The sequence below is a fragment of the Bhargavaea sp. GQ12 genome, from assembly GCF_059758705.1.
Map to the genome: position 1 here is coordinate 104906 of NZ_JCAXEU010000008.1, position 24847 is coordinate 129752.

General features: G+C 53.9%; 31 protein-coding genes. 14 read left to right on the top strand and 17 right to left on the bottom strand.

All coding sequences use genetic code 11. From position 1 onward, the window contains the following. Nucleotides 1–72 precede the first annotated feature (72 nt). On the top strand, nt 73–399 hold the full coding sequence (locus AC6CHQ_RS09390) for a four-helix bundle copper-binding protein (protein ID WP_498081405.1): 327 nt from the start codon (nt 73–75) through the stop codon (nt 397–399). A 44-nt stretch (nt 400–443) separates the two neighbouring features. Here the strand turns inward: AC6CHQ_RS09390 and AC6CHQ_RS09395 are convergent, their stop codons facing one another. Both AC6CHQ_RS09395 and AC6CHQ_RS09400 read right to left on the bottom strand, forming a co-directional pair. Continuing rightward, nucleotides 444–1124, bottom strand: coding sequence for a response regulator transcription factor (locus AC6CHQ_RS09395; protein ID WP_498081406.1), 681 nt, complete (start codon nt 1122–1124; stop codon nt 444–446). After that, a complete protein-coding gene (locus AC6CHQ_RS09400) occupies nt 1102–2505 on the bottom strand; it encodes a sensor histidine kinase (RefSeq protein ID WP_498081407.1) in 1404 nt (467 codons plus the stop codon). The genes AC6CHQ_RS09395 and AC6CHQ_RS09400 overlap by 23 nt, the downstream gene beginning before the upstream one ends. A 155-nt stretch (nt 2506–2660) precedes the next feature. Here AC6CHQ_RS09400 and AC6CHQ_RS09405 point away from each other — a divergent pair, with 155 nt between their 5' ends. Together AC6CHQ_RS09405 and AC6CHQ_RS09410 are read left to right on the top strand one after the other, a co-directional pair. Beyond that, nucleotides 2661–3260 carry a YdhK family protein gene (locus AC6CHQ_RS09405; RefSeq protein ID WP_498081408.1) on the top strand — a complete coding sequence of 200 codons (600 nt, stop codon included), beginning with the start codon at nt 2661–2663 and terminating at the stop codon, nt 3258–3260. A 76-nt stretch (nt 3261–3336) separates the two neighbouring features. Further along, nucleotides 3337–3855 (top strand): PCYCGC motif-containing (lipo)protein, encoded by a 519-nt coding sequence (locus AC6CHQ_RS09410; RefSeq protein WP_498081432.1) that lies wholly within the window; start codon nt 3337–3339, stop codon nt 3853–3855. A gap of 242 nt (nt 3856–4097) precedes the next feature. On the opposite strand, the gene AC6CHQ_RS09415 is transcribed toward AC6CHQ_RS09410, so the two are convergent. The 3 genes from AC6CHQ_RS09415 to AC6CHQ_RS09425 form a co-directional block, all read right to left on the bottom strand. Then, nucleotides 4098–5633: a multicopper oxidase family protein gene (locus AC6CHQ_RS09415; RefSeq protein ID WP_498081409.1), complete on the bottom strand. Its 1536-nt coding sequence runs from the start codon at nt 5631–5633 to the stop codon at nt 4098–4100. Nucleotides 5634–5669: 36 nt separating this feature from the next. Next, nucleotides 5670–6404: an urease accessory protein UreH domain-containing protein gene (locus AC6CHQ_RS09420; protein WP_498081410.1), complete on the bottom strand. Its 735-nt coding sequence runs from the start codon at nt 6402–6404 to the stop codon at nt 5670–5672. 155 nt (nt 6405–6559) lie between these two features. Then, entirely contained in the window at nt 6560–7015 is a 456-nt protein-coding gene (locus AC6CHQ_RS09425; protein WP_498081411.1) for a DUF305 domain-containing protein, read from the bottom strand. Nucleotides 7016–7212: 197 nt separating this feature from the next. On the opposite strand from AC6CHQ_RS09425, the gene AC6CHQ_RS09430 reads away from it, so the two are divergent. From AC6CHQ_RS09430 to AC6CHQ_RS09440, 3 genes are all read left to right on the top strand, one after another. Next, entirely contained in the window at nt 7213–7536 is a 324-nt protein-coding gene (locus AC6CHQ_RS09430; RefSeq protein WP_498081412.1) for a DMT family transporter, read from the top strand. Beyond that, complete coding sequence (locus AC6CHQ_RS09435) at nt 7533–7871, top strand: DMT family transporter (protein ID WP_498081413.1); 339 nt, start codon at nt 7533–7535, stop codon at nt 7869–7871. The genes AC6CHQ_RS09430 and AC6CHQ_RS09435 overlap by 4 nt, the downstream gene beginning before the upstream one ends. A gap of 115 nt (nt 7872–7986) precedes the next feature. Further along, nucleotides 7987–8244, top strand: a complete 258-nt coding sequence (locus tag AC6CHQ_RS09440; RefSeq protein WP_498081414.1) for a hypothetical protein — start codon at nt 7987–7989, stop codon at nt 8242–8244. Between the two features lie 50 nt (nt 8245–8294). On the opposite strand, the gene AC6CHQ_RS09445 is transcribed toward AC6CHQ_RS09440, so the two are convergent. Further along, a complete protein-coding gene (locus AC6CHQ_RS09445) occupies nt 8295–10400 on the bottom strand; it encodes a heavy metal translocating P-type ATPase (RefSeq protein ID WP_498081415.1) in 2106 nt (701 codons plus the stop codon). Next, nucleotides 10390–10776 carry an ArsR/SmtB family transcription factor gene (locus AC6CHQ_RS09450; RefSeq protein ID WP_498081416.1) on the bottom strand — a complete coding sequence of 129 codons (387 nt, stop codon included), beginning with the start codon at nt 10774–10776 and terminating at the stop codon, nt 10390–10392. Before AC6CHQ_RS09450 ends, AC6CHQ_RS09445 begins: the two co-directional genes overlap by 11 nt. 178 nt (nt 10777–10954) lie before the next feature. On the opposite strand from AC6CHQ_RS09450, the gene AC6CHQ_RS09455 reads away from it, so the two are divergent. From AC6CHQ_RS09455 to AC6CHQ_RS09475, 5 genes are all read left to right on the top strand, one after another. Continuing rightward, the gene (locus tag AC6CHQ_RS09455; RefSeq protein ID WP_498081417.1) at nt 10955–11125 is read left to right on the top strand and encodes a hypothetical protein; all 171 of its coding nucleotides are present in this window, start codon (nt 10955–10957) and stop codon (nt 11123–11125) included. Nucleotides 11126–11259: 134 nt separating this feature from the next. Then, the gene (locus AC6CHQ_RS09460) at nt 11260–11565 is read left to right on the top strand and encodes an antibiotic biosynthesis monooxygenase family protein (RefSeq protein WP_498081418.1); all 306 of its coding nucleotides are present in this window, start codon (nt 11260–11262) and stop codon (nt 11563–11565) included. Next, nucleotides 11562–11936: a hypothetical protein gene (locus AC6CHQ_RS09465; protein ID WP_498081419.1), complete on the top strand. Its 375-nt coding sequence runs from the start codon at nt 11562–11564 to the stop codon at nt 11934–11936. The genes AC6CHQ_RS09460 and AC6CHQ_RS09465 overlap by 4 nt, the downstream gene beginning before the upstream one ends. Continuing rightward, nucleotides 11923–12600, top strand: a complete 678-nt coding sequence (locus AC6CHQ_RS09470; RefSeq protein WP_498081420.1) for a cobalamin B12-binding domain-containing protein — start codon at nt 11923–11925, stop codon at nt 12598–12600. The genes AC6CHQ_RS09465 and AC6CHQ_RS09470 overlap by 14 nt, the downstream gene beginning before the upstream one ends. Continuing rightward, a complete protein-coding gene (locus AC6CHQ_RS09475; RefSeq protein ID WP_498081421.1) occupies nt 12554–13321 on the top strand; it encodes an STAS domain-containing protein in 768 nt (255 codons plus the stop codon). The genes AC6CHQ_RS09470 and AC6CHQ_RS09475 overlap by 47 nt, the downstream gene beginning before the upstream one ends. Before the next feature lie 56 nt (nt 13322–13377). Here the strand turns inward: AC6CHQ_RS09475 and AC6CHQ_RS09480 are convergent, their stop codons facing one another. From AC6CHQ_RS09480 to AC6CHQ_RS09495, 4 genes are all read right to left on the bottom strand, one after another. After that, nucleotides 13378–13638, bottom strand: a complete 261-nt coding sequence (locus tag AC6CHQ_RS09480; protein WP_498081422.1) for an adhesin — start codon at nt 13636–13638, stop codon at nt 13378–13380. Between the two features lie 65 nt (nt 13639–13703). Then, nucleotides 13704–13889 (bottom strand): hypothetical protein, encoded by a 186-nt coding sequence (locus AC6CHQ_RS09485; protein ID WP_498081423.1) that lies wholly within the window; start codon nt 13887–13889, stop codon nt 13704–13706. 10 nt (nt 13890–13899) lie between these two features. Continuing rightward, entirely contained in the window at nt 13900–14685 is a 786-nt protein-coding gene (locus tag AC6CHQ_RS09490) for a class I SAM-dependent methyltransferase (protein WP_498081424.1), read from the bottom strand. Between the two features lie 454 nt (nt 14686–15139). Further along, nucleotides 15140–15742, bottom strand: coding sequence for a trimeric intracellular cation channel family protein (locus AC6CHQ_RS09495; RefSeq protein ID WP_498081425.1), 603 nt, complete (start codon nt 15740–15742; stop codon nt 15140–15142). Between the two features lie 340 nt (nt 15743–16082). Between AC6CHQ_RS09495 and AC6CHQ_RS09500 the strand changes: the two genes are divergently transcribed. From AC6CHQ_RS09500 to AC6CHQ_RS09510, 3 genes are read left to right on the top strand one after another with little or no spacing between them, the layout of a single operon-like run. Next, nucleotides 16083–17399 carry an efflux RND transporter periplasmic adaptor subunit gene (locus tag AC6CHQ_RS09500; protein WP_498081426.1) on the top strand — a complete coding sequence of 439 codons (1317 nt, stop codon included), beginning with the start codon at nt 16083–16085 and terminating at the stop codon, nt 17397–17399. A gap of 1 nt (nt 17400) precedes the next feature. Beyond that, nucleotides 17401–18081, top strand: coding sequence for an ABC transporter ATP-binding protein (locus tag AC6CHQ_RS09505; RefSeq protein WP_498081427.1), 681 nt, complete (start codon nt 17401–17403; stop codon nt 18079–18081). Next, nucleotides 18078–19295: an ABC transporter permease gene (locus AC6CHQ_RS09510; protein WP_498081428.1), complete on the top strand. Its 1218-nt coding sequence runs from the start codon at nt 18078–18080 to the stop codon at nt 19293–19295. The genes AC6CHQ_RS09505 and AC6CHQ_RS09510 overlap by 4 nt, the downstream gene beginning before the upstream one ends. A gap of 69 nt (nt 19296–19364) precedes the next feature. Here AC6CHQ_RS09510 and AC6CHQ_RS09515 read toward each other — a convergent pair whose 3' ends face one another. The 6 genes from AC6CHQ_RS09515 to AC6CHQ_RS09540 all read right to left on the bottom strand — a co-directional run bounded on the left by AC6CHQ_RS09515 (nt 19365) and on the right by AC6CHQ_RS09540 (nt 24698). Continuing rightward, entirely contained in the window at nt 19365–19982 is a 618-nt protein-coding gene (locus AC6CHQ_RS09515; protein ID WP_251240435.1) for a LysE/ArgO family amino acid transporter, read from the bottom strand. Between the two features lie 81 nt (nt 19983–20063). Next, nucleotides 20064–20609, bottom strand: coding sequence for a GNAT family N-acetyltransferase (locus tag AC6CHQ_RS09520; RefSeq protein ID WP_498081429.1), 546 nt, complete (start codon nt 20607–20609; stop codon nt 20064–20066). A 16-nt stretch (nt 20610–20625) separates the two neighbouring features. After that, complete coding sequence (locus AC6CHQ_RS09525) at nt 20626–22602, bottom strand: S9 family peptidase (protein ID WP_498081430.1); 1977 nt, start codon at nt 22600–22602, stop codon at nt 20626–20628. 174 nt (nt 22603–22776) lie between these two features. Then, nucleotides 22777–22947, bottom strand: coding sequence for a hypothetical protein (locus AC6CHQ_RS09530; protein WP_177168410.1), 171 nt, complete (start codon nt 22945–22947; stop codon nt 22777–22779). Beyond that, entirely contained in the window at nt 22944–23096 is a 153-nt protein-coding gene (locus AC6CHQ_RS09535; protein WP_177168411.1) for a hypothetical protein, read from the bottom strand. The genes AC6CHQ_RS09530 and AC6CHQ_RS09535 overlap by 4 nt, the downstream gene beginning before the upstream one ends. 42 nt (nt 23097–23138) lie before the next feature. Beyond that, entirely contained in the window at nt 23139–24698 is a 1560-nt protein-coding gene (locus tag AC6CHQ_RS09540) for a fatty acid--CoA ligase family protein (RefSeq protein ID WP_498081431.1), read from the bottom strand. Nucleotides 24699–24847: the final 149 nt, after the last annotated feature.

Below are 24847 nucleotides of genomic sequence, written 5' to 3' on the forward strand. Positions count from 1 at the left end.
AGGTTTTCCGGCGTTCACATTGAGGGAACACAGACAACTGAAGAACCCATTACAAACCAGGAGGTTGATCACATGCCACACGAACAGCATCAGGAACTTCTGAAAACACTCCATGAATGCATGGCTGCATGCAACCATTGTTTTGACGCATGCCTGAAGGAAGAAGACGTCAAAATGATGGCTGAATGCATCCGTCTGGACCGGGAATGTGCGGATATCTGCTCTTACCTGGAAGCGGCAATCACTCGCAACTCACCGTTTGTCTCGCAGCTCGCAAAAGTCTGCGCAGAAATCTGCGAGGCGTGCGCTAAAGAATGCCGGAAGCACGACCACGATCACTGCCAGAAATGCGCAGAGGCGTGCCAGAAGTGCGCAGAGGCATGCAGAAACGCCGCATAAGAAAAAGATGCAAAAAGCAGGAGGCCCCATCGCCTCCTGCTTTTTTATTCTCCTCTTGTATCCCACTTGTAACCGACTCCCCGGACCGTAAGGAGATGGCGGTCGATCGGGAATCCGGAACACCTGATTTTCTCGCGGAGGTTGCGGATATGGGAATCGACCGTCCTTCCCTCGGTTTCCGTATCCCATCCCCAAACATGCCCCAGCAGCGTTTCCCGATCAAACACGCGGCCCGGTTCCCTCATGAGCAAACCGAGAAGCTCAAACTCTTTCGGCGTCAGACGGATGTCCGTACCGTGAAATTTGAGCCTGAAGCGGTCGCGTTCCCAGACGAGACCCTCTGTTTCAAGGACATCCTGCCGTCCGGACCGGCGAAGAAGGGCGCGGACGCGGGCGACGAGTTCCTCTTCTTCAAATGGCTTGGCCATATAATCATCCGCTCCGGTTTCCAGCCCCTTCACGATATCCGCCGTTTCCCCCATGGCCGTCAGCATCAGAATCGGAAGGTCGGCGGTTCTGCGGCGGATTTCCCTGCATACCGCCCACCCGTCCATGTCCGGCATCATGATATCCAAAATCACAAGGTGCAGATCCGTCTGCTCCCCGATTTTAAGCGCCTCTTCACCCGACTCTGCTTTCAGGCAGTCAAAGCCGTGCGGTTCCAGGAACAATTGAAGAAGATCCAACATCATCGGCTCATCATCAACCAGAAGTATGCGTGCCATCGTCTCCCTCCTTCTCAAGCGATATGGTCATGACAGTCCCGCCGGCGGGCTTACGATGCGCCCGGATTTGTCCGCCGTGTGCCTCAATGATTTCCTTGACGATTGCAAGTCCCAATCCGGTACCGCCACTTTTTCTTGACCTGGACTTATCCACCCGGTAAAACTGTTCGAACACCGTCGAAAGTTCGTCTTCGGGAATTCCTTCCCCTTCATCTTCCACTTCCACCCTGACCGAGTCTTTTAAAGCTATCGCCCGCAGGCGCACCTGCTTTCCTGCCGGTGTATGCTTCAGGGCGTTATCCAACAGATTCAAGAGCACTTGCTGGAAGCGTGTCGGGTCCAGCCTCACGACCAAGCGGTCCGGAATGTCGCATGACAGCCCGACCCCCTTTTCTTCGAACGCGGGCCTCACCAGTGAAAGCACCGAATCCGCAAGTGTGGATAGCCTCACCGGGGACAATCTGACCGTGAAGTCATTCTGGTCCAGGCGGGCCAGCTCGAACAATTGGCCGACCAGCTTGCTTAAATGACGGGCTTCCTCCCGGATGATCGCACTGTATTTCCCGCGTGCCTCGTCACTGACACCCGGCTTCATGGCAAGGTCCGCATACCCCTGGATGTACGTCATCGGTGTACGAAGCTCATGTGCCACACTGGCCAGAAACGTGTTCCGTTCGTTTTTCAAGCGGTCCAAGTCTTTGGAAAGCTTCCCGATGGACCTTGCCAGATCGCCCAGTTCATCTTGGCGTCCGGTATCCAGGCCGGCAGGATGACCCCCCATCGCGAGTTGCTCCGTCACCCGCTTCATCCGGAGAAGCGGCCTTGTGATGAACCGTGTCAAAAACGGAATGACCAGCAAAGTGAGCAGAAGCGACAAAATCCCGACCGTCAGGAAACGCCCGCCAAGTTCTCCCAGCATCTCCCGGATGATCGAAGTGGGCGCGAACATATAGACATGTCCGTAATGCCTCTCCCCGATCGTGATTGGGCTGTCAGTGGCGATGTATTTATTTTCTCTCCAGTCTGATTCGATCACCCGGCCGGCGTGCGGAACGGACTCATCATCGGCAGCACGGATTGTCTTTGTCAAAGCGGGATCGGCCGGGCCGGACTGCCTGATGACTTCGCCTTCCGCATCCGTGATGACCACGATAAAATCCGATGCCGACTCCATGACCGTAACATGGCTCAAGGTGGTTTCGTCATAAGTGTCTTCCAGTACATCCCGATGGGTGTTTCCCCTTGCCAGCAACTGCCCCGATACTTCATCGACCCGCTCATCCACAAGAAACACATACAGGCCCACGTAGAGCAGCAGTTCCATGACCATCAGAATACCGAATAAGATCAGGCCCAGCCGGATCGACAGCTTACTGAACACAACACAACCTCCCTTCAGCCGGTTTCCATTCTATTCTATATCAGGTATATGGACTTTCTGTGCAGAAATCTCTCGACAAGTTTTCACCGGTTCTGCACAGAACCTGCATGAAAGATGGGTATCGTTGGAGGTGATCAAAAAGGAGGCCGAAACCTATGACCTTTTGGCAATGGAAACCGATTGCTGCCACATGTGCGTTTGCCCTCATTCTTGCAGGCTGCCAGTCAGGGACAGACACCGCGGAAGACGACACGCCAGCCATTCAGCAGACCGGTCCATCGTCTGAACAGGACTCCGGCGGAAGCCACGATTCCCATGCCATGCATGGCAGTTCTTCAGGGGAAGTTCCGGACGGTCTGACGGAAGCGGAAGATCCGGCATACCCGGTCGGCAGTAAGGTCATGATGAATGCCGACCACATGCCGGGCATGGACGGGGTAGAGGCGACGGTCAGCGGGGCGTATTCAACCACCGCGTACTCGGTGACCTACACGCCTGCTGATGGCGGCGAGCCGGTGGAAGATCATAAATGGGTTGTCCATGAAGAGTTGGAAGACCCGGGTGAAGCCACCCTTGAACCGGGAGAGGAAGTCACGATCACCGCTGACCACATGCCGGGCATGGACGGCGCGACTGCGACCATCGACTCTGCCGAACAGACAACCGTCTATATGGTCGACTTTGTGCCAAAAAACAGCGAGGAAGTAGTAAAAAATCATAAATGGGTCACAGAGGAAGAACTGTCCGGGAAGTAACGGGGGCAGCCTTTTGGACAGTGTCCGGGATACGGCTCTGTTCCACGATGAAGACCCGTTCAAGGAGTGAAATCAAATCAAACAATCATTCATATACGGTGCAGCCGCGCTTTCCCTTTTCCTGGCTGCCTGCAGCAACGAAACCGGAACAGAACCTGAGAGCCACGAAGAGATGGTCTCGGAGACCGCGGAAACCGGGAATCAGACACGCCTGCCGAACGGAGATCTACAAGAAACTACGGCGTCTGCAGCAATGCTGCCGAGTTTCCTTGATGACAAACCGGAGGACATGCGGGTGATTTATCAGGCTGCCGGTTCCGCCTCCGATCTTCTTGAATGGATCCCGTGCTACTGCGGATGCGGGGAAAGTGCAGGCCACAACAGCAACCTCAACTGCTTTGTATCCGAAGTTCAGGAAGACGGCGCCATCGTCTGGGACGATCACGGCACCCGCTGCCCGGTCTGCCTGGAAATTGCCGTGGAATCCATCAACATGGCACAAGAAGGCAAGTCCCTCAAAGAGATCCGCAACCATATTGACGAGAAATACAATGAAGGATTCGCAGAGCCAACCCCGACGCCGATGCCGGCTTGAGGGGAAAAGCCCGCAACCAAAAACTAGCAGTGGCTGTCCAAAAAGTCATGAACACGATAAAAACAGCAAACGGCACGGACTCTGGTCGCTTACCGCGGGCCGGCGCCGAGCCCTGCGTGAAGCAGGTCTCGACAGCCCGGCTTTTCCCGCAGGTGTCTCCCGGCGTCCGTGCCGTTTGCCATATCGGGAGCTGAATCCGACTTTTCAGACAGCCCAGCCCCTGCTTTTCTGTATAGCTGTTCTCAGTACACCTCCACCTGCCCCATCATTCCGTTGTCTTCATGTTCAAGAATATGGCAGTGGTACATATAGATCCCTTTCTCCGGGAACGTCACGAGCAGCCTGACCCGCTCCCCGGGCTCGATCAGCACGCTGTCTTTTAAGCCGCGTTCGTTCGGTGCCGGCTCTTTGCCGTCCCGGGAAAGAATTTTAAACTGTGTTCCATGGATGTGGAACGGATGGATCATGCCGCCCATCATATCCGGTTTGTTATAGACTTCCCACACTTCGGTGACACCTTTTTCCTGCCTCAAGTCGATCCGGTCCGGGTCGAACTTCTTGCCATTGATCGTAACCATCTCCATCATCCCGAACAATTCAATCTCCTTGGAGACCGGCAGCGCTTTTTCTTCCTCCGTCACAAACGGCTCGCCGGATTCCCAGGATGACGGCTTGGCTTCCACTGCTCCCGGATCAAATGCCAAATCCAACGGCAACAGGACCGTTCCGTCCCCGTCGACAATCGAGAGCGGTTCATCAACATCCATCTCTGAGAAATCGACGAGGATTTCCGCCCGCTCCGAAGCGGAAAGTGTGATTTCTTCCATCTCGACAGGTTCATCCAGCATCCCGCCGTCCGAGGCGATCTGCCTGAACTTGGCACCGTTGCTGAGGCGCAGCGTATAATTCCGGGCATTTGCCCCGTTCAAAATCCGGAACCGCATCTGCGGCTTTTCGACCGTCAGTTTCGGATGGAGTGTCCCGTTCACAAGTGAGACGTCACCGACAGTCCCGTCACGATTCATCAGTTCCTCATAGTCGAGCTGCTGTTCGTCATTGAACAACCGGTCCTGGAAGATCAGCGGGATGTCATCCACTCCGTACTCATCAGGAAGTCCGGACGCGGATCCATCTGCTTCCTCCACATAGAGCATCCCGGCAAGCCCTTTGAACACCTGTTTCGCGGTCAATTCGTGCGGATGCGGGTGATACCAGAGCGTGGCCGCCGGCTGGTCCGCCTTCAGGGTGACGATCTTGCTTTCACCCGGCTGGATCTCATCGCTCGGCCCACCATCGGCAGCGCCGGGAACTTCAAGTCCGTGCCAATGGAATGTGGTCGGTTCAGCCAGCTCATTCCTGACTTTGACCCGGACAGTCTCTCCCTCTTTCAGCCTCATTGTCGGCCCGAGCAAATCCCCGTTGTATCCGAAGGTTTGCGTGGACACCCCGTCAAAAAACGGTGTGGCGCCGGCTTGTGCGACCACCTCATAGTCGTAGTCTGCATTTTTCTCCCTTTTCAGCAGCGGAGGGATGGCCAGCTCCTGCGTCCCTTCGGAAGCCCGGAGCGGCGTGATGTTGTCATGGTCCATATGCCCTTCCATTCCCATCATGCCTTCCATTCCGCCATCATCCTGCTGGCCGTGGTGCATCCCTTGATGCCCCTCCTGCTGCATATGTCCGCGGTCAGCGGATGGCCCGTCCTGCTGATTGGCAAACGGGTTTGAACATCCCGCCAATCCGAGGAGCAATCCTGCACTCAACAAACAGACTTTCTTCATTTTTCCTCTCTCCTTATCCCTCTCAGACCCTGATGGTCAGATCGTCCAGTAGGTCACCGTGTCCAGCAGGCCGAACACCACCAAGAGCATTCCTGCGGTTTTCTGGACAATGGAGCCGATCTTCCTGCCTGTCTTTATCGCGCTCCCGCCAAGATGCAAAAACTCCATGATTCCCAAAACGATCAAAATCGGAAGCGATGTGGCCACCCCGAACACCGCCGGCAAAATCAGTCCGTAGGAAGTGCTGATGACCGTCGGGATGAGCGATAGGAAGAACAGCACAAACATTGTCGGGCAAAATGCAATGGAGAACATGGCGCCCATCATGAATGATCCGGTCCTTCCTTTTCTCAACGGCTGTGGAATCCTGGCCGTCAGCCGGTTCAGCCATTTCATTTTGAATACACCCAACATGACCAATCCGCCCAACACGATGATGGGTCCGATCGCTTTTCGGATGGCGGGAAAATACTCAATGACCTGATCCTGGAACGCCCTGCCGAACCCCCAGGCAAATACTCCAAGCAAGGTGAATGCGACAACCTTACCCAAAATAAAGGCGCCTACATCCATCCAGTCTGTCCGACTCCGGAGCGTCCGGCTGCCATAGAATGTGATGGCACTGATGTTGCCCGTGAGCTGGCACGGCGCAACGGCGCCAATGATTCCCAACAGCAGGGCAAATAAGAGCGGTTGGCTCGAATAGGTATAGGACAAGGTGTTGAATGGCCCGCTGATCCAGGCACTGATTTGTGAAAAAAGCCCGTACACGCACGCCCCTCCTTCCCCATGTCCTGTCATCATCGTACCGCTCGAATGTCAAGAAATGATGCACTTTCTTCTACGATTACGGGAACTCTCGGGCATGACAAAAAAGAGGAGCCGCCGGCTCCTCTTTTTCCTACCGTATGGTCCTCCTCCAAACATCAATCTTCCTTCTCTTCCAGATCTTCAATCAGCTTCTTCATCTCTGCGATCTCTTCCCTTTGGGCTTTGATGATGTCGTCGGCCAGCTTCCTTACACGCGGGTCTTTGATCGTCGCCCGCTCGCTCGTGAGGATCGCAATGGAATGGTGCGGAATCATTGCCCTCATCCAGGAAGTATCCTCGACCGTCGCCTGGCTCCTCACCAGCCAAAGAGACAAGCCCAACACCGCTGCACTGGCTGCCAGTATCGTGATGTTCCATTTGCGCTTGTCATACATCTTCCACATAAACAGCATCATGACGATCGCCATCACCGATCCCATGATCAGCGCCATATACGCCCGTGTCTCGCTGAAGAAAATATGATCGAGCTTAAAGGTATTTAAGTACATCAATCCATACATCAGAAGGGTCGACGTCGCGATCATGATTCCGAACCTGATATATTTGTTCATCTTGAACTCTCCTTTCCTGTGATCCTTAGTTATATGCTTTCCTTCCTTTACACCGTCAAACGCAAATTCCGAAAGTCCACCGAAACTGCACACATTTCCCGGTTTGCCGGGCTCTCACAACGATCCTGCGTTCAATCTCTTTGCAAATTCACACTCAAGAGGTACAGTTTTAGTGAGAAGAAAAGAGAGGGAATGCCATGAATGCCTACATCCTCCTGCTGGCCGCCATCATCAGCGAAGTGGCCGGCAGTTCGCTTCTGAAGGCGACTGACGGATTCCGGAAGCCCCTGCCGACGCTCGGCGTCATTGCAGGCTACGGCTTCGCCTTCTACGCTCTGTCGCTGACGCTTCTGACACTGCCCCTCGGCCTGACATACGCCGTATGGTCGGGACTCGGCACCGCCCTTACCGCCATGGTCGGCGTCATCGTGTATAAGGAAGGGTTCGACGGACGGAAACTCGCCGGACTCGCCATGATCATCGCGGGCGTCATTCTGCTGAATATCGGAGGTGCCGAATGAAAGGCTATCTCTATCTTACGATTTCAATCATCACGGAAGTTTTCGGCACCGCGATGCTGAAGCTGTCGGATGGGTTCACCGTCCTTCTGCCGTCACTCGGTGTCGCAGCCGGTTACGGGTTGTCTTTCTACTGCCTGTCTCTCTGCCTGAAGACCGTTCCGCTTAGTCTCGCCTACGCCATCTGGGCCGGACTGGGCACCGCCCTCACCGCACTGCTCGGGGTGCTTTTCTGGGATGAACTGTTCGGACCCCTTAAAATTGCCGGCCTGCTGCTCATCATCGGCGGCGTCATCCTTTTGAACTCGAACACCAAAGAAACCGCCGAAAAGCTGTAACCTACAGGTTCTTCAGCGGTTTTTGACAGTTTTCGAACATGTTGGGCACATACGGTTTTCAGGACGGTCGCCATGTTATGCTTGGCTTGAATTTCAGCCACTGGAGGAGAAAAACATGCGAAAAAACTTGAAGGTGCTGGTCTTCGCACTCATATTGCTCGTCGTTCTTGCCGCAGCGGCTTTCTTTATTTTCCAGGACAACCGCTCGGATTCAAGAGTCATCTTGGACCATCATCATAAAACGTATATCGCGCCTTCCTGCTTCGAGGAATCGGACCCGACCAATTTCATTGAGGATTCGACACTGGGAGAAGCAGAAGAACTGGGCTATCCCCCGCATTCCGCCTGTATCGAGGAAGCACTGGGAGAGTAAAACGAAGAAGCAGGCCGGGAAGACGCATATGTCTTCCCGGCCTGCTATTTTTATTCTTTGGTTTTCAGCAATCTAAGGGAGTTCAGGACGACAATCACGGTCGCTCCCATGTCGGCGAAGATGGCGAGCCAGAGCGTAAGCCAGCCCGGGACGACCAGAAGCAGCGCTGCAACCTTCACCAATATGGCGAAGATGATGTTCTGCTTGATGATCGTCAGCGTCTTCCTGCTCAGGGCAATCGTATACGGAAGTTTATCCAGGTCGTCTGCCATGAGGGCGACATCCGCCGTTTCGAGCGCGGCGTCCGTGCCGGCACCGCCCATGGCGATTCCGACCGTGGATGCGGCCAGTGCCGGTGCGTCATTGACGCCGTCGCCGACCATCGCGACATTTCCGTTTTGGCTGCGCAGCGTTCTAATAAAGTTCAGCTTGTCTTCAGGCATCAGTTCGGCCCTCGTTTCACTCAGGCCCAATTGGCGTCCGATTGCCTGACCGGTAGCCTCGTTATCCCCCGTCAGCATGACGGTTTTCTCGATTCCCAGCTTGTGGAGTTTCTTTATGATCGCTGCACTGCTCTTCCTGACCTGGTCGGCCACAGCGACAAGGCCTTTAACTTCCTGTCCGGTCCCCAGCAGCATGACGGTTTTGCCCTGCTTCTGAAGGTCCTTTACCTGCCGGGACACATCGGCCGGGACAGAAAGGAGTTCATCAAACAGGTTCGGGCTTCCGATGTAGTAGGTTTCGTTTCCGATCGCAGCTTTCGCGCCTTTGCCCGTGATCGACTGGAAATCGGCCGCCTGAATGGTTTCTGCCCCGGTTTCCTCCGCTTTGCGCACGATCGCCGAAGCAAGCGGGTGCTGTGAGTAGGACTCGATCGCTTTTGATACAGCCAGCATTTCATTGGTGCCCATTTCCGACAGGGTCACGATGTCTGTGACAACAGGTTTCCCTTCTGTAAGGGTACCTGTCTTGTCGAAGGCGACCACTTTCAGCTTTCCGGTCTCTTCCAGATGGATGCCGCCTTTGATCAGGACGCCTTTTCTGGCGGCGTTCCCGATGGCGGTCACAATCGCAACAGGCGTGGAGATGACGAGCGCGCAAGGGCAGCCCACGACGAGGACCGCGAGCCCGCTGTACACCCACTCGGACCAGGAAGCACCGAACATCAGAGGCGGGATGACCGCCACCAGCAAAGCGATGACCATGATGGCTGGCGTATAGTATTTCGCGAACTTGTCGACAAACTGCTGGGAAGGGGCGCGTTCCGCCTGTGCTTCTTCCACCAGGTGGATGATCTTGGCGATCGTCGTGTCCTCCGCCCGTTTGGTGACACGGACTTCCAGAGCCCCTTCTTCGTTCAGGGTGCCGGCAAACACTTCGTCCCCGGCAGTCTTATGGACGGGGATTGACTCCCCGGTGATGGCGGCCTGGTTGATGGAAGACTGCCCCTGGATGACTTCGCCGTCCATCGCCAGCTTCTGGCCGGGCTTGATCAGCATGACGTCGCCGATTTGGACATCTTCCACGTCGATTTCCATGACTTCCGTGCCGCGCCTGACCGTGGCGCGGTTTGGCGCGATGTCCATCAGCGCCTTGATCGACTGGCGGGCCTTGTCAATCGAGTACGCTTCAAGCGCTTCGCTGACCGCGAAGAGGAACACGACGACCGCTCCCTCTGCCCACTCGCCGATCAGGGCCGCTCCGATGACTGCCACCGTCATGAGCGTCTTCATGTCGAACTCGAGCTTCGTCAGGTTCTGCAGCCCGACTTTGAACAGGCCGAACCCGCCGATGACGATCGCTAAAGCGAACAGCCCGATGGTCACCGGACTCGTTTCCCCCACTTGGAAGTAGGCGACATACCCCGCGATGATGAACGCGAGGGAGATCATCGCCGCAATGTTTTCGCGCTTTTTCCAGAATGGATCCGTCTTCTCCAGCCGCTCCCGTTCCGGATACACTTTGATGCCGTCGAACGCACCCGCCTTCTCCAGCTGCGCGATGGAAGCGTCGCCCTTGACCGTAATTTTCATCGCCCCGAAGTTAAGCTGGACATCTTCTACCGTTTCGATGGCACGGATGTTTTTCTCGAACTTGGCCGCACAGTTGGTGCAGGACAGTCCCTGCAGCCGGTAGACGTTCCGGTTATCTTCCATGGCGGATCCCTTCTTTTTCGTGAATCATCGCGATGGAGACCAGCTGGCGAACGTGATCGTCTTCCAGCGAATAAAACACCATCTTGCCTTCCTTGCGGTATCTGGCAAGCCCCATGTTCCGGAGCAGCCTCAAATGGTGCGACGCCGTCGCGGTCGTGGCACCGATGATGTTGGCCACGTCACAGACGCACAGTTCTTTCTCCAATGTAAGCGCATAGGCAATCTTCAGCCGGGTGGCATCAGACAATGCCTTGAAAATCATCTCGACACCGCTGACCTGGTCTATTTTCGCCCGGATGCGGGTAACTTTCTCTTCGTCGCAGGAAAAAGTATCACATGTATCTTTGGACAGGTTGCTGACCTTCTCGGATGTCATGGCTTCACCTCATTATGATATTCGTTTGAATGTTTAAATTTATTGTATGAAGGCTCTGACTTACTTGTCAATCCTGACAGAACAAATTGTTCGATAATTCCCACAGGATAATGAAACCTTTTTCCTCAGTTAACCGTAATGATTAATAAGAAGAAACCAAACAGGAGGAGATCAGCTGATGAACGGACAGGAACAGGACGGGCAAGGCCAGAAGAGGAAAAAGGACAGAAGCGCCATTACGGAATTCTTTCTGTGGTTCCCTGAACTGCTTGTCTGGCCGTTCAGGCTCCTGTGGGGGATGCTGATGTGGATCGGCCGATCATTCGGCCGGCTGTTTGACTGGGTCTGAATTTAAAAAGGGCAGGCGCATTCGTTTGGATGCTCCTGCCCTTTTTACGCCCGCACAATTCGGATTGGGCGCCACCGAACGCTCATTATGGTAAGCTTACAAGACACGATTTGCTAGAAAAAGGGGGAAAACTGATGTACACCGTCTTTTCAACATTTGATGTTCCCCCGGAAAAATCGGAGGAAGTCATCGGGATCTATCAAAACCGCTCCCGTCTGGTCGACCGGGCCGAAGGATTTGTCGATTTCCTGCTGTTGCAGAACGACCGCCGTCCCGGTGAGCTGACGGTGCAGCTGATATTCGATACAAAAGAAAATTATTTAAACTGGGCACGGAGCGAGGACTTCCGCCGGATCCATGAACTGGAGAAGAAGTATCCGGATCAGGAGCTCGCCTCCATCATTCCGAAGGTGTCCAAGTTCAAGGTGGTGGCCAAGTGAACGTTGATGAAATCGTCAATCAGGTAACCGAAAAGATCTATGAACTCGAGCCGGCCCTCCTTGAACGATTTGGCGAACGTGGAAAAGCCAAGTGCCGGGAAGATAACCATCATCATATGAAGCATCTCCAGACCGCCTATGAGCTGAATGATACTAAAATTTTCACCGACTATGCGGTCTGGCTCAACGGAATATTAACCAGACACGCCATGAAGACGAAGCACCTTACCGATAACTTTGAAATCATCCGGTCCCTGCTCGTGGAAGACAAAAGTGAACAGGCCGAAAGTTACCGCTTATTCCTGTCAAACGCCGTCCAAACTCTTGAGGAAGACCCCCGCACTGAAGAGGTGAAAAATGAAACACGCTGAAACGCTCGCTTTCTGCCTGCTTGAAGGAGATGTGGACAAGGCCTGGGCATGTATTGGGGATTATCCCGAAACAACCAGGCCCGCGATTTATCACAACCTCCTTACCCCTGCCATGCGGCATATTGGCCACCTATGGGAAACCAATGAAATCACAGTGGCCGATGAACACCTGGCAACCGCGACGTGTGATTTCATTCTGTCAAAACTGTCGTTCAACCGCAGAAAAGATTCAACTTCCGGCAAGGCGATGTTCCTGTGTCTCGACGGTGAACAGCATTATCTCGGCCTGAAAATGGCCGACAGCCTGTTTCAGGAACAGGGCTGGGAAACCCGGTATTTCGGGCCGAGCCTGCCGCTGGAATACGCCCTTCAGACAGCGGAAAGCTGGAAGCCGGACGTCATCGGGCTATCCGTCAGCATTGTGTATCATCTGCCCAAGCTAAAGGAGTACACAGAAGCTTTCAGCCGGCTGCCGGAAAATCCCACTGTTCTTATAGGAGGACGCCTGACGGGAATGTACGATCTTCGCTCATACGGTTCCGCAAATACGGTCATTGTCCAGAACTTGCCGGAAACAGAAAGATGGATTCACAACTATGCGACGGGAGGACAGCAAAGTGGAACAATTAACCCTACCCCTTCCCCTCCCGTACTTGAAAGTTAACAGGGACGGAAGAATTGTCGGCTATTCGGCTCTTGCCGAAGATCAGTTCGACCTGAGCAGCGGGCACATCCGATCTTTGGTCGATGAGGAATCGATAAGCAAGTTTGGGCGGATGAGTTCGGAGGCCGGACAGGACCCGGTCAAGATGGAGCTGAATATGAAGACAAAAGAAGATCCGCTAGTCCTGTTCGACGTCCACCTTCAGTGGGGGCCGGACAATCAGGCCGGCATGGTGTTCCAGCCGAAAGACAGCTCCAATGAAGAGCTGATCCAGAAACTAAGCGACATCCAGCAGCGCCTGGCCTCATCCGACTTTGAACTTCTTGAGAAAAAAGAAGAACTGGAAAACGTCCTCAAACGTCTGGACCAACTGTCCGGACCGTTTATTCCGCTGTCCGACACGCTGTGCATGATTCCCCTGTTCGGCGACATCACAGCGGACAAGATCAATACGATATCCGAAAGCAGCCTCCAATCCGTCTTCAGGGGGAATTATGAAGTCATCCTTTTTGATCTGACCGCAGTGGGAGAAGTGCATGAGGGCGGTATCGAAAAATTCATCCAACTGGTGAAAACGCTGAAATTCATGACTGGAAATGTCATTAAGCTAATCGGCATCAAGCCGAATCTTGCAAAAAAGCTCAAGCATCATGACCTTGACCAATGGGTCCAGTTCAATCATTCATTAAAAGAGGAACTGAGCACTTACTTACTTCCATAAAACCGCATATAAAAAGCAGGAGCACCCGATGGGATCGCTCCTGCTTTTTTTGCACGTTAGCTCCGCAGCACCAGGCCACGGCCTTCCGGAGTCTCCTCGACATCAAGCGTCAGAAGGTCCGTATCGCTCAGTTGGGCATCGATTGCCACACGAATCCCCTTGATCTCCTGTACGACATCGAACTCCTGCGGCTCATCGAAGGTGATGGCGAACTGGGGGCCGAACTCGCCCGTTTCTACTGTCAGCCGCAATCCACCCAGGCCGTGCGCGGCCAGATATTCATCCAAAAGTTTTTTGGCTCCATCAGTAATAAACACGAACTTTCGCTCCTCTGGTCAAACAGTTGTCAGAACAAGTATACCATCGCCTGTACGGATGCCGCTCAATCTCCACTTCGCTTTTTCCAGTCGTAAGGCACCTTGGCCCATTCCCAAACGAAATAAAACACAGTGCCGAGGAGGCTCACACCGAACGCCATTCCCCATTGAATCTCCCGAGAAAAGATCAGCTGCGAAAGAATCATGACAACCATCATGAACAGACCGTTTTCCAGACTGCTTTTCAGCATTGAATTCCCCTCAGACATTTTTCAGGATGGCCACATGGATTTTATGAGCGACATCATAGTCACGGTCTCCGAACAGCCTGGTCAGATGGGGCTTCAGGCTCTCCATAATCTGATTGCGTTTTCCTTCTTCCAGATGCAGCATCCATGAGAGCGTCTTGATCCGCTCGCACCACGTATCCAAGGTGAAATCCACCGTATAGTCCTCGTTGTACAGCTCTTTCAGCTCAAATCCGTGCGCCTGCCATTCGGCAAACCACTCCACCGGAAAGCTGTTGATAAATTGTCCGGAGCCAGCTTTTCTTCCGGCGGGCTTGATCCGTCCGGGTATCTCTTTTTTTAGGAGGCTCATCGTTTCTCGCACAATCGGGTCGGCACTGACAAATCCGGAGTCAATGATCAGGAGATCTCCACCCGGCTTCAGGATCCTCTTCACTTCTTTCAGAGCGGCCTCTCCGTCAAACCAGTGCCAAGCGCGCAGAGCGGTGACGGCATCAAAAGATTGTCCGGGCAGATCGGTATCTTCTGCGTACCGGTTCACATAGCGGATGGTCTCGCCAAGTTCCGAGTCGATGAGTTGGGCTTCCCGGATCAGTTCGGCAGAGGGGTCGACCCCAGTTGCCTCTGCCCCATGCTCCACAAGCATCCGAGTCAGCACGCCGGTGCCTGCCCCGAGGTCCGCAACCGCCCGTCCATGAAAGGTCAGGCCTCTCGTCTTCAGACTGTCAAACAAATTTACCGTCAGGTCATTCCTGTGCAATGCATAGCCCTTCGCCACTTTCCCGAAGTCTGCTTTCATCGAATGGCCTCCTTTATCCTATATCTTCACACTTTAATTGCTGGTGTAGACTACTGTTCAAATCAAATTGATGACAAAGAAATGCCGTATTTAAACCTCTTTTGTCATATCACATTCTAAATGTTAGAGGAAAAACCTTCAACTTTAGTAAGAAATGAGCGAAAAGAATTAAAGCAGCGGTGAGGTTGCAGACTTCAATAACGGCCTGATGATTCAAATGGCATATCTCCTGCTCGCTATATTGTTCGCCAACATAGGACCACTCACTGCCAAAATCCCAAAATCTTTACCCACAAAAATGCCCTCTCTGCCAATGCAAGGAGGGCCATCTGTCAATTAGTGTACAAAGGATTTCCACGCGATTTCCTCATACTGCCTGATGCTTGCCGTGTATTCGTCGATTTCCACATACTCACCCGGCGGATGGGCTTTCCCATCCGCCATTCCCGATCCTTTATGACAGAGAGCGTCTCGGCAGTTGCCACGCGAACTGCACAGACAGCATCCGGAGCAGCACGATCACAACCAGCAGGCCGCCTGTCATCCAAGCGCCTTCAATCAGGCCAAGGCCGATCAGCAGACCTCCGAGTGCTGCCCAGAGTGCATAGATTTCATTCCGGAAGATCATCGGCTTTCTTCCCGCAAAAACGTCACGGATCATCCCGCCGCCCGCTCCTGTCAGAGTTGCGGCCACGATGGCTCCCGCGAGCGACGATCCGGAATAGACTGCCATCAGCGCACCTTGGATGGCAAATGCCGCCAGTCCGATCGCATCGGAAAAGACGCCCCAGCTATTCCAGTAACGGATCCACCAGTGGGTCGGAAACAGAAATACCACGAGGATGGCGACGAAGGCCAGTATAAAAAGATTGCCCTGTGCCCATATGTCCTCCACGGGAATTCCTATGAGGAGGTTGCGGATCGTCCCGCCCCCGAATGCTGTCGTGAATCCCAGAATCATCACGCCGAAAATATCATAGTTTTCATCCATTGCGACAATGGCGCCACTGACGGCAAAGGCAAGGGTGCCGATGATATTCAATACGTCCCAAGTCATTTAAGAAGCCCTTCCTTCCTTCGAACAAAACATCTCGCATGAATCTCCATTATAGATGGAGGAAGGGCCCTTCGGAACGAGTCTATTGAACAAAACAATCGATTATGTCAGATTCTTATCAACTATAGTCGATTTATATGGTTTCTTTTACGGAAAATATTGTATAATCATCAGTAAATGTGCTCATTCCGTTTTTCGAGATTTATTGACTGATCAACCAATGGCGGACGGAGCACTTTTTTTCATGCCAAAAATCCAGTTTCGTAAGTGGATTCAGGCGAAAATAAAAGGCGCACATAAAAAGAAAACGATGCGCCTGAGCATTTATGGAGGGGGAACCATGAAGAATAAGTTAATGATTTGGACAGGCATTGTCGTTCTTGCTGTCGTGCTGCTGGGGACAGCGGCATTTGTCTTTAAGGACCGTCTGTTCCTTGCCGGTGCATCTGAAGAGCTTGACGAACCGGTCATGGTGCAGCCTGCCGCCATGCAGGAGCTGGGTGAGAGCATTCTCGTCACGGGGCAGATCATCCCGAACGACGAGCAAAAAGTGTTCCATGAAGCTGAAAATGGTGAAGTGAAAGAGTTTTTCGTAGAGGAAAACCAAGTTGTCGAAGCGGACGCCCCGCTGTTTTCATATGACGATTCTGTTGTAAACAGTGAATATAATAAAGCCGTCCGTTCACGCGACCTGACAAACAAGCGCCTCGCAATCGCGAATGACGAATTGTCGGCAGCGCGTAAACTCCGAACGGATATGAAGAAAAATCCGGATGTCACGAAAGAAGAACTGAATGCCGCATCCAAGGAAATCGTCCAACTTGAATTGGATATCGAAGGCATTAAAGATGAAGTCAGTTCTGCTCAGCAGACGATTGATGAGCTTGCCATACAGAAAGCAAAACTGACCGTCAAAAGCAAGATCGCCGGCACCGTCGTAAAGGTCAATAAAAATGTGGAACCATCCGAAAACGGATCCACAGAGCCGGCCGTCCACATCATTTCGAGCGGCCCGTTCAAAGTGATCGGGACGATGAGCGAATTTGATACGGTAAAAGTCAAGTCAGGACAGGCCGTCGTCATCCGGCCCAAAGTGTTTAAAGACCAGACATGGGATGGCAGCATTGAATCAATTTCCCAGTTCCCCGAAGGTGACCAGGGCGGCATGGATGAATACGGAGGCGGCGGCAATGTGACGATGTACCCGTTTACGGTTGCCATTGCCGGCGACACGAAGGATCTGCGCCAGGGTTTCCATGTATCACTGGAAATCAACGTCTCCGACCTTGAACAGGGCGAACAGCTGGCCATTCCTCATATGGCGCTGGATATGGACGAGGAAGGCAATGAGTTTGTTTATGTGGTCAATGCCGATAACCTTCTTGAAAAGCGCCCCGTGGTGCTTGGGGAGATGAATGATGAGTTTGCCGGCGTGGCGGAAGGCCTGGAACCAGGCGACTTGGTCGTCACGAACCCTTACGTCATCATGATGAAAAACCTCGAACCTGGCCAGGAAGTTCCAGATTTCGTGAATACGGATGAAGGCATGGCAGGCCCGGAAATGATGGATGAAACCGAAACAGAAGCAGAACCGGCAGAAGGCGTGGACGCCCCTGAAGAAACGGAGCCGGAAGCCGACGAATCGGAGGAGGCCTAACATGATCAGGCTTTCTCAGATTACAAAAACCTACGGGAGCGGCAGTCTTGCTGTTCCGGTTCTCCGCGGCATTGATCTGGAAATCGGAGACGGGGAATTCGTAGCCATCATGGGCCCGTCCGGTTCGGGCAAGTCGACGCTGATGAACATCATCGGATTTCTCGACAAACAGACCGGCGGCACCTATTCCCTGAACGGCGAAGATGTGAAGCAGGCCAATGAAAAACAGCTGGCTGGCCTGCGCAACCGGCATATCGGCTTTGTGTTCCAGCAGTTCTTCCTGCTCCCCCGCCTGAATGCCCAGAAAAATGTAGAAACGCCCCTGCTTTACGCAGGGGTTTCGAAAAAAGAGCGCTCCGAACGCGCCCTGGGCCTGTTGGATAAAGTCGGCCTGAAAGACCGGACTGGACATTTGCCGAGCGAACTGTCAGGCGGACAGAAACAGCGGGTCGCCATCGCCCGCGCCCTGGTCAACCAGCCCACCGTCATTTTGGCGGATGAGCCCACAGGCGCGCTAGACTCAAAGACCGGTGCGCAGATCATGGATCTGCTCACCGAACTGAACCGCGAAGGCAAGACGGTCATCATCGTCACCCACGAAGAAGAGATCGCGGCCTGCACGGACCGCATCATCGTCTTGCGTGACGGGATGATCGTGGATGACAGGAAGGTGACATCATGAATATCCGGGAAAGTTTTGCACTCGCCCTGTCCTCCATCTGGAACCATAAGATCCGTTCTATCCTGACGATGCTCGGCATCATCATCGGCGTCAGCGCCGTCATTATTGTCGTCGCGATCGGCGACGGCGCCCGTCAGCAGATGGCGGATGACCTGTTCAGCACGGACGAGAATGCCATCCCCCTCTACTTTGAACAGACCACGTACGAGGAAAACGGGGAAATGATGTGGGTCGAGCCCCCTGCAGTGACCGGTGAACAGCTTGATGCGGTGAAAGAAGTAGCCGGCGTGAAATATGTTCTCGGCACAAACAGCGGCTGGGGCACGATGAACCATAACGAACACACTGCCGACATGGAAATCATCGGTGTCGACAACCAGTACTTTATCGCCAAAGACCTTACACTGCTTGAAGGACGCCGCCTGAACACCCGGGACAATGACAGTTACTCACGCGTAGCGATGATTGATTCCCTTACAAGGGAGAATATGTTTGCGGCGGATGAAGAAGCCGTCGGGGCGATCATCGACATCAACGACAATCCATACAAGGTAGTCGGGGTGTATGAGTCCACGCTTCCACCGGAGTTCCGGCATATGGATGAATTTTCGAATGGCCAGATGCTGATGCCCCGCACGCTCATTTCCATGATGTTCGGGAGTCCTGAGATCGATACGATCAACGTTATCGCTGACCAGCCCGACAACCTCACGGAAACCGGTTTTGCCGCTGCAGAGAAGCTGACTGAACTCACCGGCAGCGAAGAAGGCATGTATGTCGCCGAGGACATGAGTGCCTACGTCGAGGAATTCGACAGCTTCTATCTGACCATCACCCTGTTCATCAGCAGCATTGCCGGCATCTCGCTTCTTGTCGGCGGTATCGGAGTCATGAACATCATGCTCGTTTCCGTCACGGAACGCACGAGAGAAATCGGCCTTCGCAAGGCACTCGGCGCCACGCGCGGCCAGATCCTCCGGCAGTTCCTGATCGAATCGGTGACGCTGACTTCACTCGGGGGACTGATCGGAATCGGTTTTGCGGCACTCGTCACAGCGGTAGCCGCCGTGTTCCTGCCGTTTTCCCCGATCATCAATCCGGTCGTCGTCATCATTGGGATCCTCTTCTCTTCAATGATCGGGATTGTATTCGGCATTTTGCCGGCCAATAAAGCCTCCAAGCTGAGCCCGATTGATGCGTTAAGGTATGAATAATTTAGAAAGAGGCAACGCATCGATGCGCTGCCTCTTTCTTGTTATACCGGGAAGCCATATGAACACGACCTAGAGGCTTTCCAAAAGTTGAATGCCCAAATAGACGGCAATCCCCCATATGATCAGCCCGGAAATCTGGTTAAACCGTCTGAGGATCTGTCCATTGGTGTCCAGTCTTCCAATCATCCGGCCGGCCAGAGCCAGGCCGAAAAACCATAGAAACGATACACTGATGCATGCCGCAGTAAATACGACAAGCCTGTCCCCTTCGTATGCCAGAGAGCTCGGCCCGATGACACCGATCAGGTCAAGGATAGCGTGGGGGTTAAGCAGGGAGACCGAAGCCGCAAACAGGACCTGCTGCTTTGGGGTAAGCGCCTCGCGCTCTCCCTCTCCGTTTCCGGGAGCACTCCTGAAAATCGACCAGCCCATATACACCATGAAAAAGAAGCCGACAAGGAAAATCAGATTCTTGAGCCAGGCGAAGCTGAACACGATCAACGACACGCCCATCACCGCCAGTAGGATGAGCAGCATGTCACAGATGCCGGCGGTCACTACGGCAGGCAAAGCACGCGAAAATTTCCGGTGCGTAGCACCCTGGTTAAAGATAAATACATTTTGTACGCCGAGCGGAAGGATCAGTCCGAACGCCAGGGCAATCCCGTGAATTAAAGCGGTAAGCATTCCGTTTTCCCCTATCTCTCTTTTCTTTCAATCTTATCAGAAGAAAACAGGCAGGGCCGTGGCCCTGCCTGTTTTTAAATCTCACTTATCCTGGAGTTCTTCCCACTCTTCCCGCAGCATCCCCATCCGGATCGAATCGTAGTACGTCCCGTTCCAGTAGCGGACTTTGCGAATGCGGGCTTCCATCTTGAAGCCAAGCTTCTCGCCTGCCCGGATCATGCGCTCGTTGCCGGACCAGGTGGTGTACCCCGTCCGGACAAGCGGCATCATGTTGAACAGATGATCCCGCCACAGCTTGAAGGCGGTCGTGCCGATGCCCCCGTTCCAGTAGGCCGGGTCGTAGATGGCGATGCCCATCTCAAGCCAGAGTGAAGGCTTGTGCTCCCAGTAATAGCCGACCATGCCGACGATCGTGCCTTCATGCTCGATCAGCCAGTAGTCGTCCTGGTCGACGAGCTTGTCTTTCTTCTCATAGAACGCTTCCCACTCCATCGGCTCGTGCGGATAGTACGGGGCGTCCCACTTTTTCCATTCCGGGTCTTTGTCCTGGAAGCTGAGTTCCCACATGCGGCGGAGATCCGCTTCTTTGACCGGGCGGATCGTCGTACCGTTTTCGGTGTAGGTCAATTGATTCTTCCCTTTCTTACAGGTACTTCTCGAACCATCCGGTGATCTGATCCAGGCGCTCGATGCGCAGGTTTGGCTTGCCGGTGCGCGACAGGTTATGGTCGGCTTCCGGGAAGCGGACGAAGACCGTCTCCTTGCCCATGTGCTTCAGTGTGATGAACAGCTGTTCCGCCTGCTCGATCGGGCAGCGGAAGTCTTTCTCGCTGTGGAGGATGAGGAGAGGTGTATTGACGTTGGCCGCGTACTTGAGCGGCGAAATGTCCCAGAGTCCTTCCACATCATCCATGACCGCGCCGTGCTGCCATTCGCTGAAGTAGTAACCGATATCGGATACCCCAAAGAAGCTGATCCAGTTCGAGATCGAACGCTGGGTGACGGCCGCCTTGAACCGGTCGGTATGGCCGACAATCCAGTTCGTCATGAAGCCGCCGTAGCTGCCCCCCGTGACGCCGAGGCGCTCGGTGTCGATCCAGTCGTTGTTTTCGATGGCGTAATCGACACCGGCCATGATGTCCTGGTAGTCACCGTTTCCGTAGTCGCGGCGCACCGCGTCGACGAATTCCTGGCTGTAGCCGTGGCTGCCGCGCGGATTCACAAACAGTACGCCGTAGCCTTTGGAGGCGAGCACCTGGAATTCGTGGAAGAACGTGTTGGCATACATCGTGTGCGGCCCGCCGTGGATCTCCGTGATGAGCGGGTACTTCTTTCCTTCTTCGAATCCGGCCGGCTTCATGATCCAGCCGTGGACATCCCAATCTTTAGGGCCTTTAAAGACGATCGGTTCCGGCTTGGCAATCTCGTGTTCTTCGATGAACTTTTCGTTGAATGCGGTGAGCGCCTTGCGTTCGCCCGTTGTGATTTCCTGCATGTATAGCTCACCTGGGTGAACAGGGTTACTTGCCGTAAGGAGTGCCGTTTTGCCGTCTTTTGTGACGTCATAGCCGTAGACATGCTCGTTTTCAGGAGTTGCCGGATAAAGCTCCCCTTCAAGCGTCGCGTAGTACAGGCGGACGTCGCCCATGACAGACACCTGGAAGTAAAGCGCATCATTGCCCGCCCAGACAGCCGCAGGCGTTTCAGTGCCCTGCTGGAAGTCGGCCGCGACGAGGTCGCCGACCGGCGCGTCGAGCGATTCTGTCAGGACAGTGAGTGAACCGGACTCCACATCATAGACATACAGATCTGTGTGCGTCGCGTTCTCCAGCCTGCGGTCTGCACCGATAAAGGTGATTTTCTTGCCATCCGGCGAGAACGTCGCACCACCGTAGTAGCCGTCCTGGTCGATGATCGTCGTCTCTTCCTTCGACTCCGCGTCTGCGAGGTAAAGCGCGCCGCGGAATTCGAAGTCCTGGTTTTCCGCGCGGTTGACGCTGAAAACGACCTTCTTGCCGTCAGGGGACACCGTGTTCAGGCCGTATTGATGGTCGCCTTCCGTGAACGCTGTTACGTCTCCCAATTCAAGGTCCACGATACCGATCTGGCGGAACATATCTTGAGGAAGGAGACCGAGCCCGTCCGCCTTGTACTTCATCTTCTCGATGACGACCGGCTCCGGATTCTTGTCTTTTTTCTCCTCTTCCTTGTCCGTGAACGACTTGTCTTTCTTGACCGCTCCGTTCACCCACAATTTCTTGCCGCACGGCGACCAGGCAAATGCCGATACCCCGTTCGCAAAGTCGGTCACCCGCTCCGCTTCTCCGCCTGCTGCGCTCAGCACGTAAAGCTGATTCTTGCCGTCACGGTCGGACAGGAAGGCGATCTTGCTGCCGTCAGCGGACCATTCCGGGCTGCTCACCCGGTTCTTGCCGTATGTCCACTGCGTCACGTCTCCGGATGCCAGATTCACATGGAACAGATTCGAAATATACTTGTTTTCTTCCTTGTCCATATGCGTCCGAACGAACACCGCTCTGTCGCCAGTTGGCGCCAGATTTGGATTCGCTACGGAATAAAGGTCAAACAGCGATTCAGCCGTAATGTTCTTCTTGCTCATCAGTAACTCCCCCTTTAACAAAACCTACTGATAAGTCTAAACTATTTCGACTTGCGGAACAATATTCTTCTATAATTGCGGGCGAAACGTTGATATAGTTCATTGAGACGTTAACATACTGGCGTGAGACGTTAACATACCAGCGAGAAACGTTAACATACTGCAGTTAAACGTTCACGTTCCGCGTTTCCGCTTTACGACGATCATGAGGATCGCCGTGTAGATCAAGGCAAACGGGATGGCCCAGAATGCCAGCTGCAACAGCTGAGAATCTGTTGGGTAAAAGAAATAGATCAGCATCCATGCAGCGGACACGATCAAGATCGTTTCTTCAAGATACTTCAAGACAGCACCTCATTATCAGATATGCAAACCCAGGAATCATTCGTCACTTTCAGCACCGCTTTCGTCACTTTCGGAGCTTGAATCGTCACTTTCGCGCCATGAATCGTCACTTTCACGGTCACTTGCGTCACTTTCGCGACCTGATTCATCCCCGCACAAACAAAATGCCCGCGACAAGCGCGGGCTACAAATCACTTACTATTGACCGCCATGTCCTTCAGTGAGCGCCGGAGGATTTTGCCGGTCGTGTTTTTCGGCAGGTCATCGAGGAATTCGATGGATGCCGGGATTTTGTATTTCGCAAGTTTTTCTGCGCTGAAGGCTTTCAGGTCTGCTTCCGTCAGGGCGGATCCGTCCTTCTTCACCACATAGGCTTGGATGGCCTCGCCATAATTGGAGTCCGGAACGCCGACAACCGCGGCTTCGACCACGTCCGGATGCGCGTAGAGCACTTCTTCCACTTCACGCGGATAGACGTTATAGCCGCCGACGATAACGAGGTCCTTTTTGCGGTCGACAATGTAGAAATAGCCATTTTCGTCGCGGCGGGCGAGGTCGCCCGTGTAGAGCCAGCCGTTACGGAGCGCGACTGCGGTCTCTTCCGGCATCTTATAATAGCCTTTCATGACGTTCGGACCGCGGACGATAAGTTCGCCCACTCCTCCGTCTGGCACTTCCTCACCAAACTCATTAACTACCTTGTTCTCGACGTTGATGATGTTCGTGCCGATCGAGCCAGGCACGCGCTCGCGGTCAAGCGGGTTGAAGCAAGTGACCGGGGCCGCTTCGCTTAGGCCATATCCTTCCGAGATGCGGACATTGAACTTGTCCTCGAAGTTGTGAAGCAGCGCGACAGGAAGGGACGAGCCGCCTGAGATGGCGCGCTTGACCGACTTGAAGTCTTCCGGGTTGCCCTCCGGATACTGATAAAGGAAGTTGTACATCGTCGGCACGCCGGCGAATATCGTAGCTTCCTTTTCACGGATGACACGGAACACGTCTGCCGGGCTAAACTTCGGCACCAGCAGGATCTGCGCACCCCGCAGGAGTGGCGCGTTTACCACGACTGTCAGAGCGAACACATGGAACACCGGCAGTGTCGCAACGACGCGGTCATCCGGGCTGAACTGGAGATAATCGGCAACGTCACGCGCATTGGAATACAGGTTCTTGTGCGTGAGCATCGCACCCTTGGGATTCCCTGTCGTGCCCGAAGTGTACAAGATGACCGCTGTATCATCGTCATCCACTTCAACTGCTTCCGCAGGAGCACCGCCCGAAGCGACCACGTGTGTAAACGGTTTCACTTTACCGCGGACGTCTTCCGGCAGAGAAGCGATCTTCTCCTCTGTTCCCGGTTCTGTTTCACAGATCACATAACTTTCCACCGCCGGGAACGCTGCCGATGCCTGCTGGATCAGAGGCAACAGCTTGTCCAGTGCAATGACCGCCTTGGCGTCACTGTTGCGGACGATGAACGCGATTTCCTCCGGTGAGTAGATCGGATTCACCGGTACCGCCGTTGCGCCGATGCGCATGGTGGCATACAGCGAAACCAGGAAGTGCGGCGTGTTTCCAAGCAGGAAGACGACATGATCCCCCTTGCCGATGCCGCTTTTCTGCAGACCGGCCGCCAGAAGCCCGACGGTCTGATCGAACTCTGCGTAAGTTGTGTCTTTCCCCATGAAATGATAGGCAATCTTCTGTGGTTCCTCGAGCGCCGTATGATGTACGCGCTTCACAAGATTCATAGCCATCCCCCTTGTTCGAATTGAATGAATAGTCATTCACTATCCCCGATTACCATTATAGAGGAATAATATAAAGCGGACAACAGCCAAATAGGAAATTTAACATGGCACTCCTTTTCCCGGCAGTCAATGATCCGCTCTCTTCCATG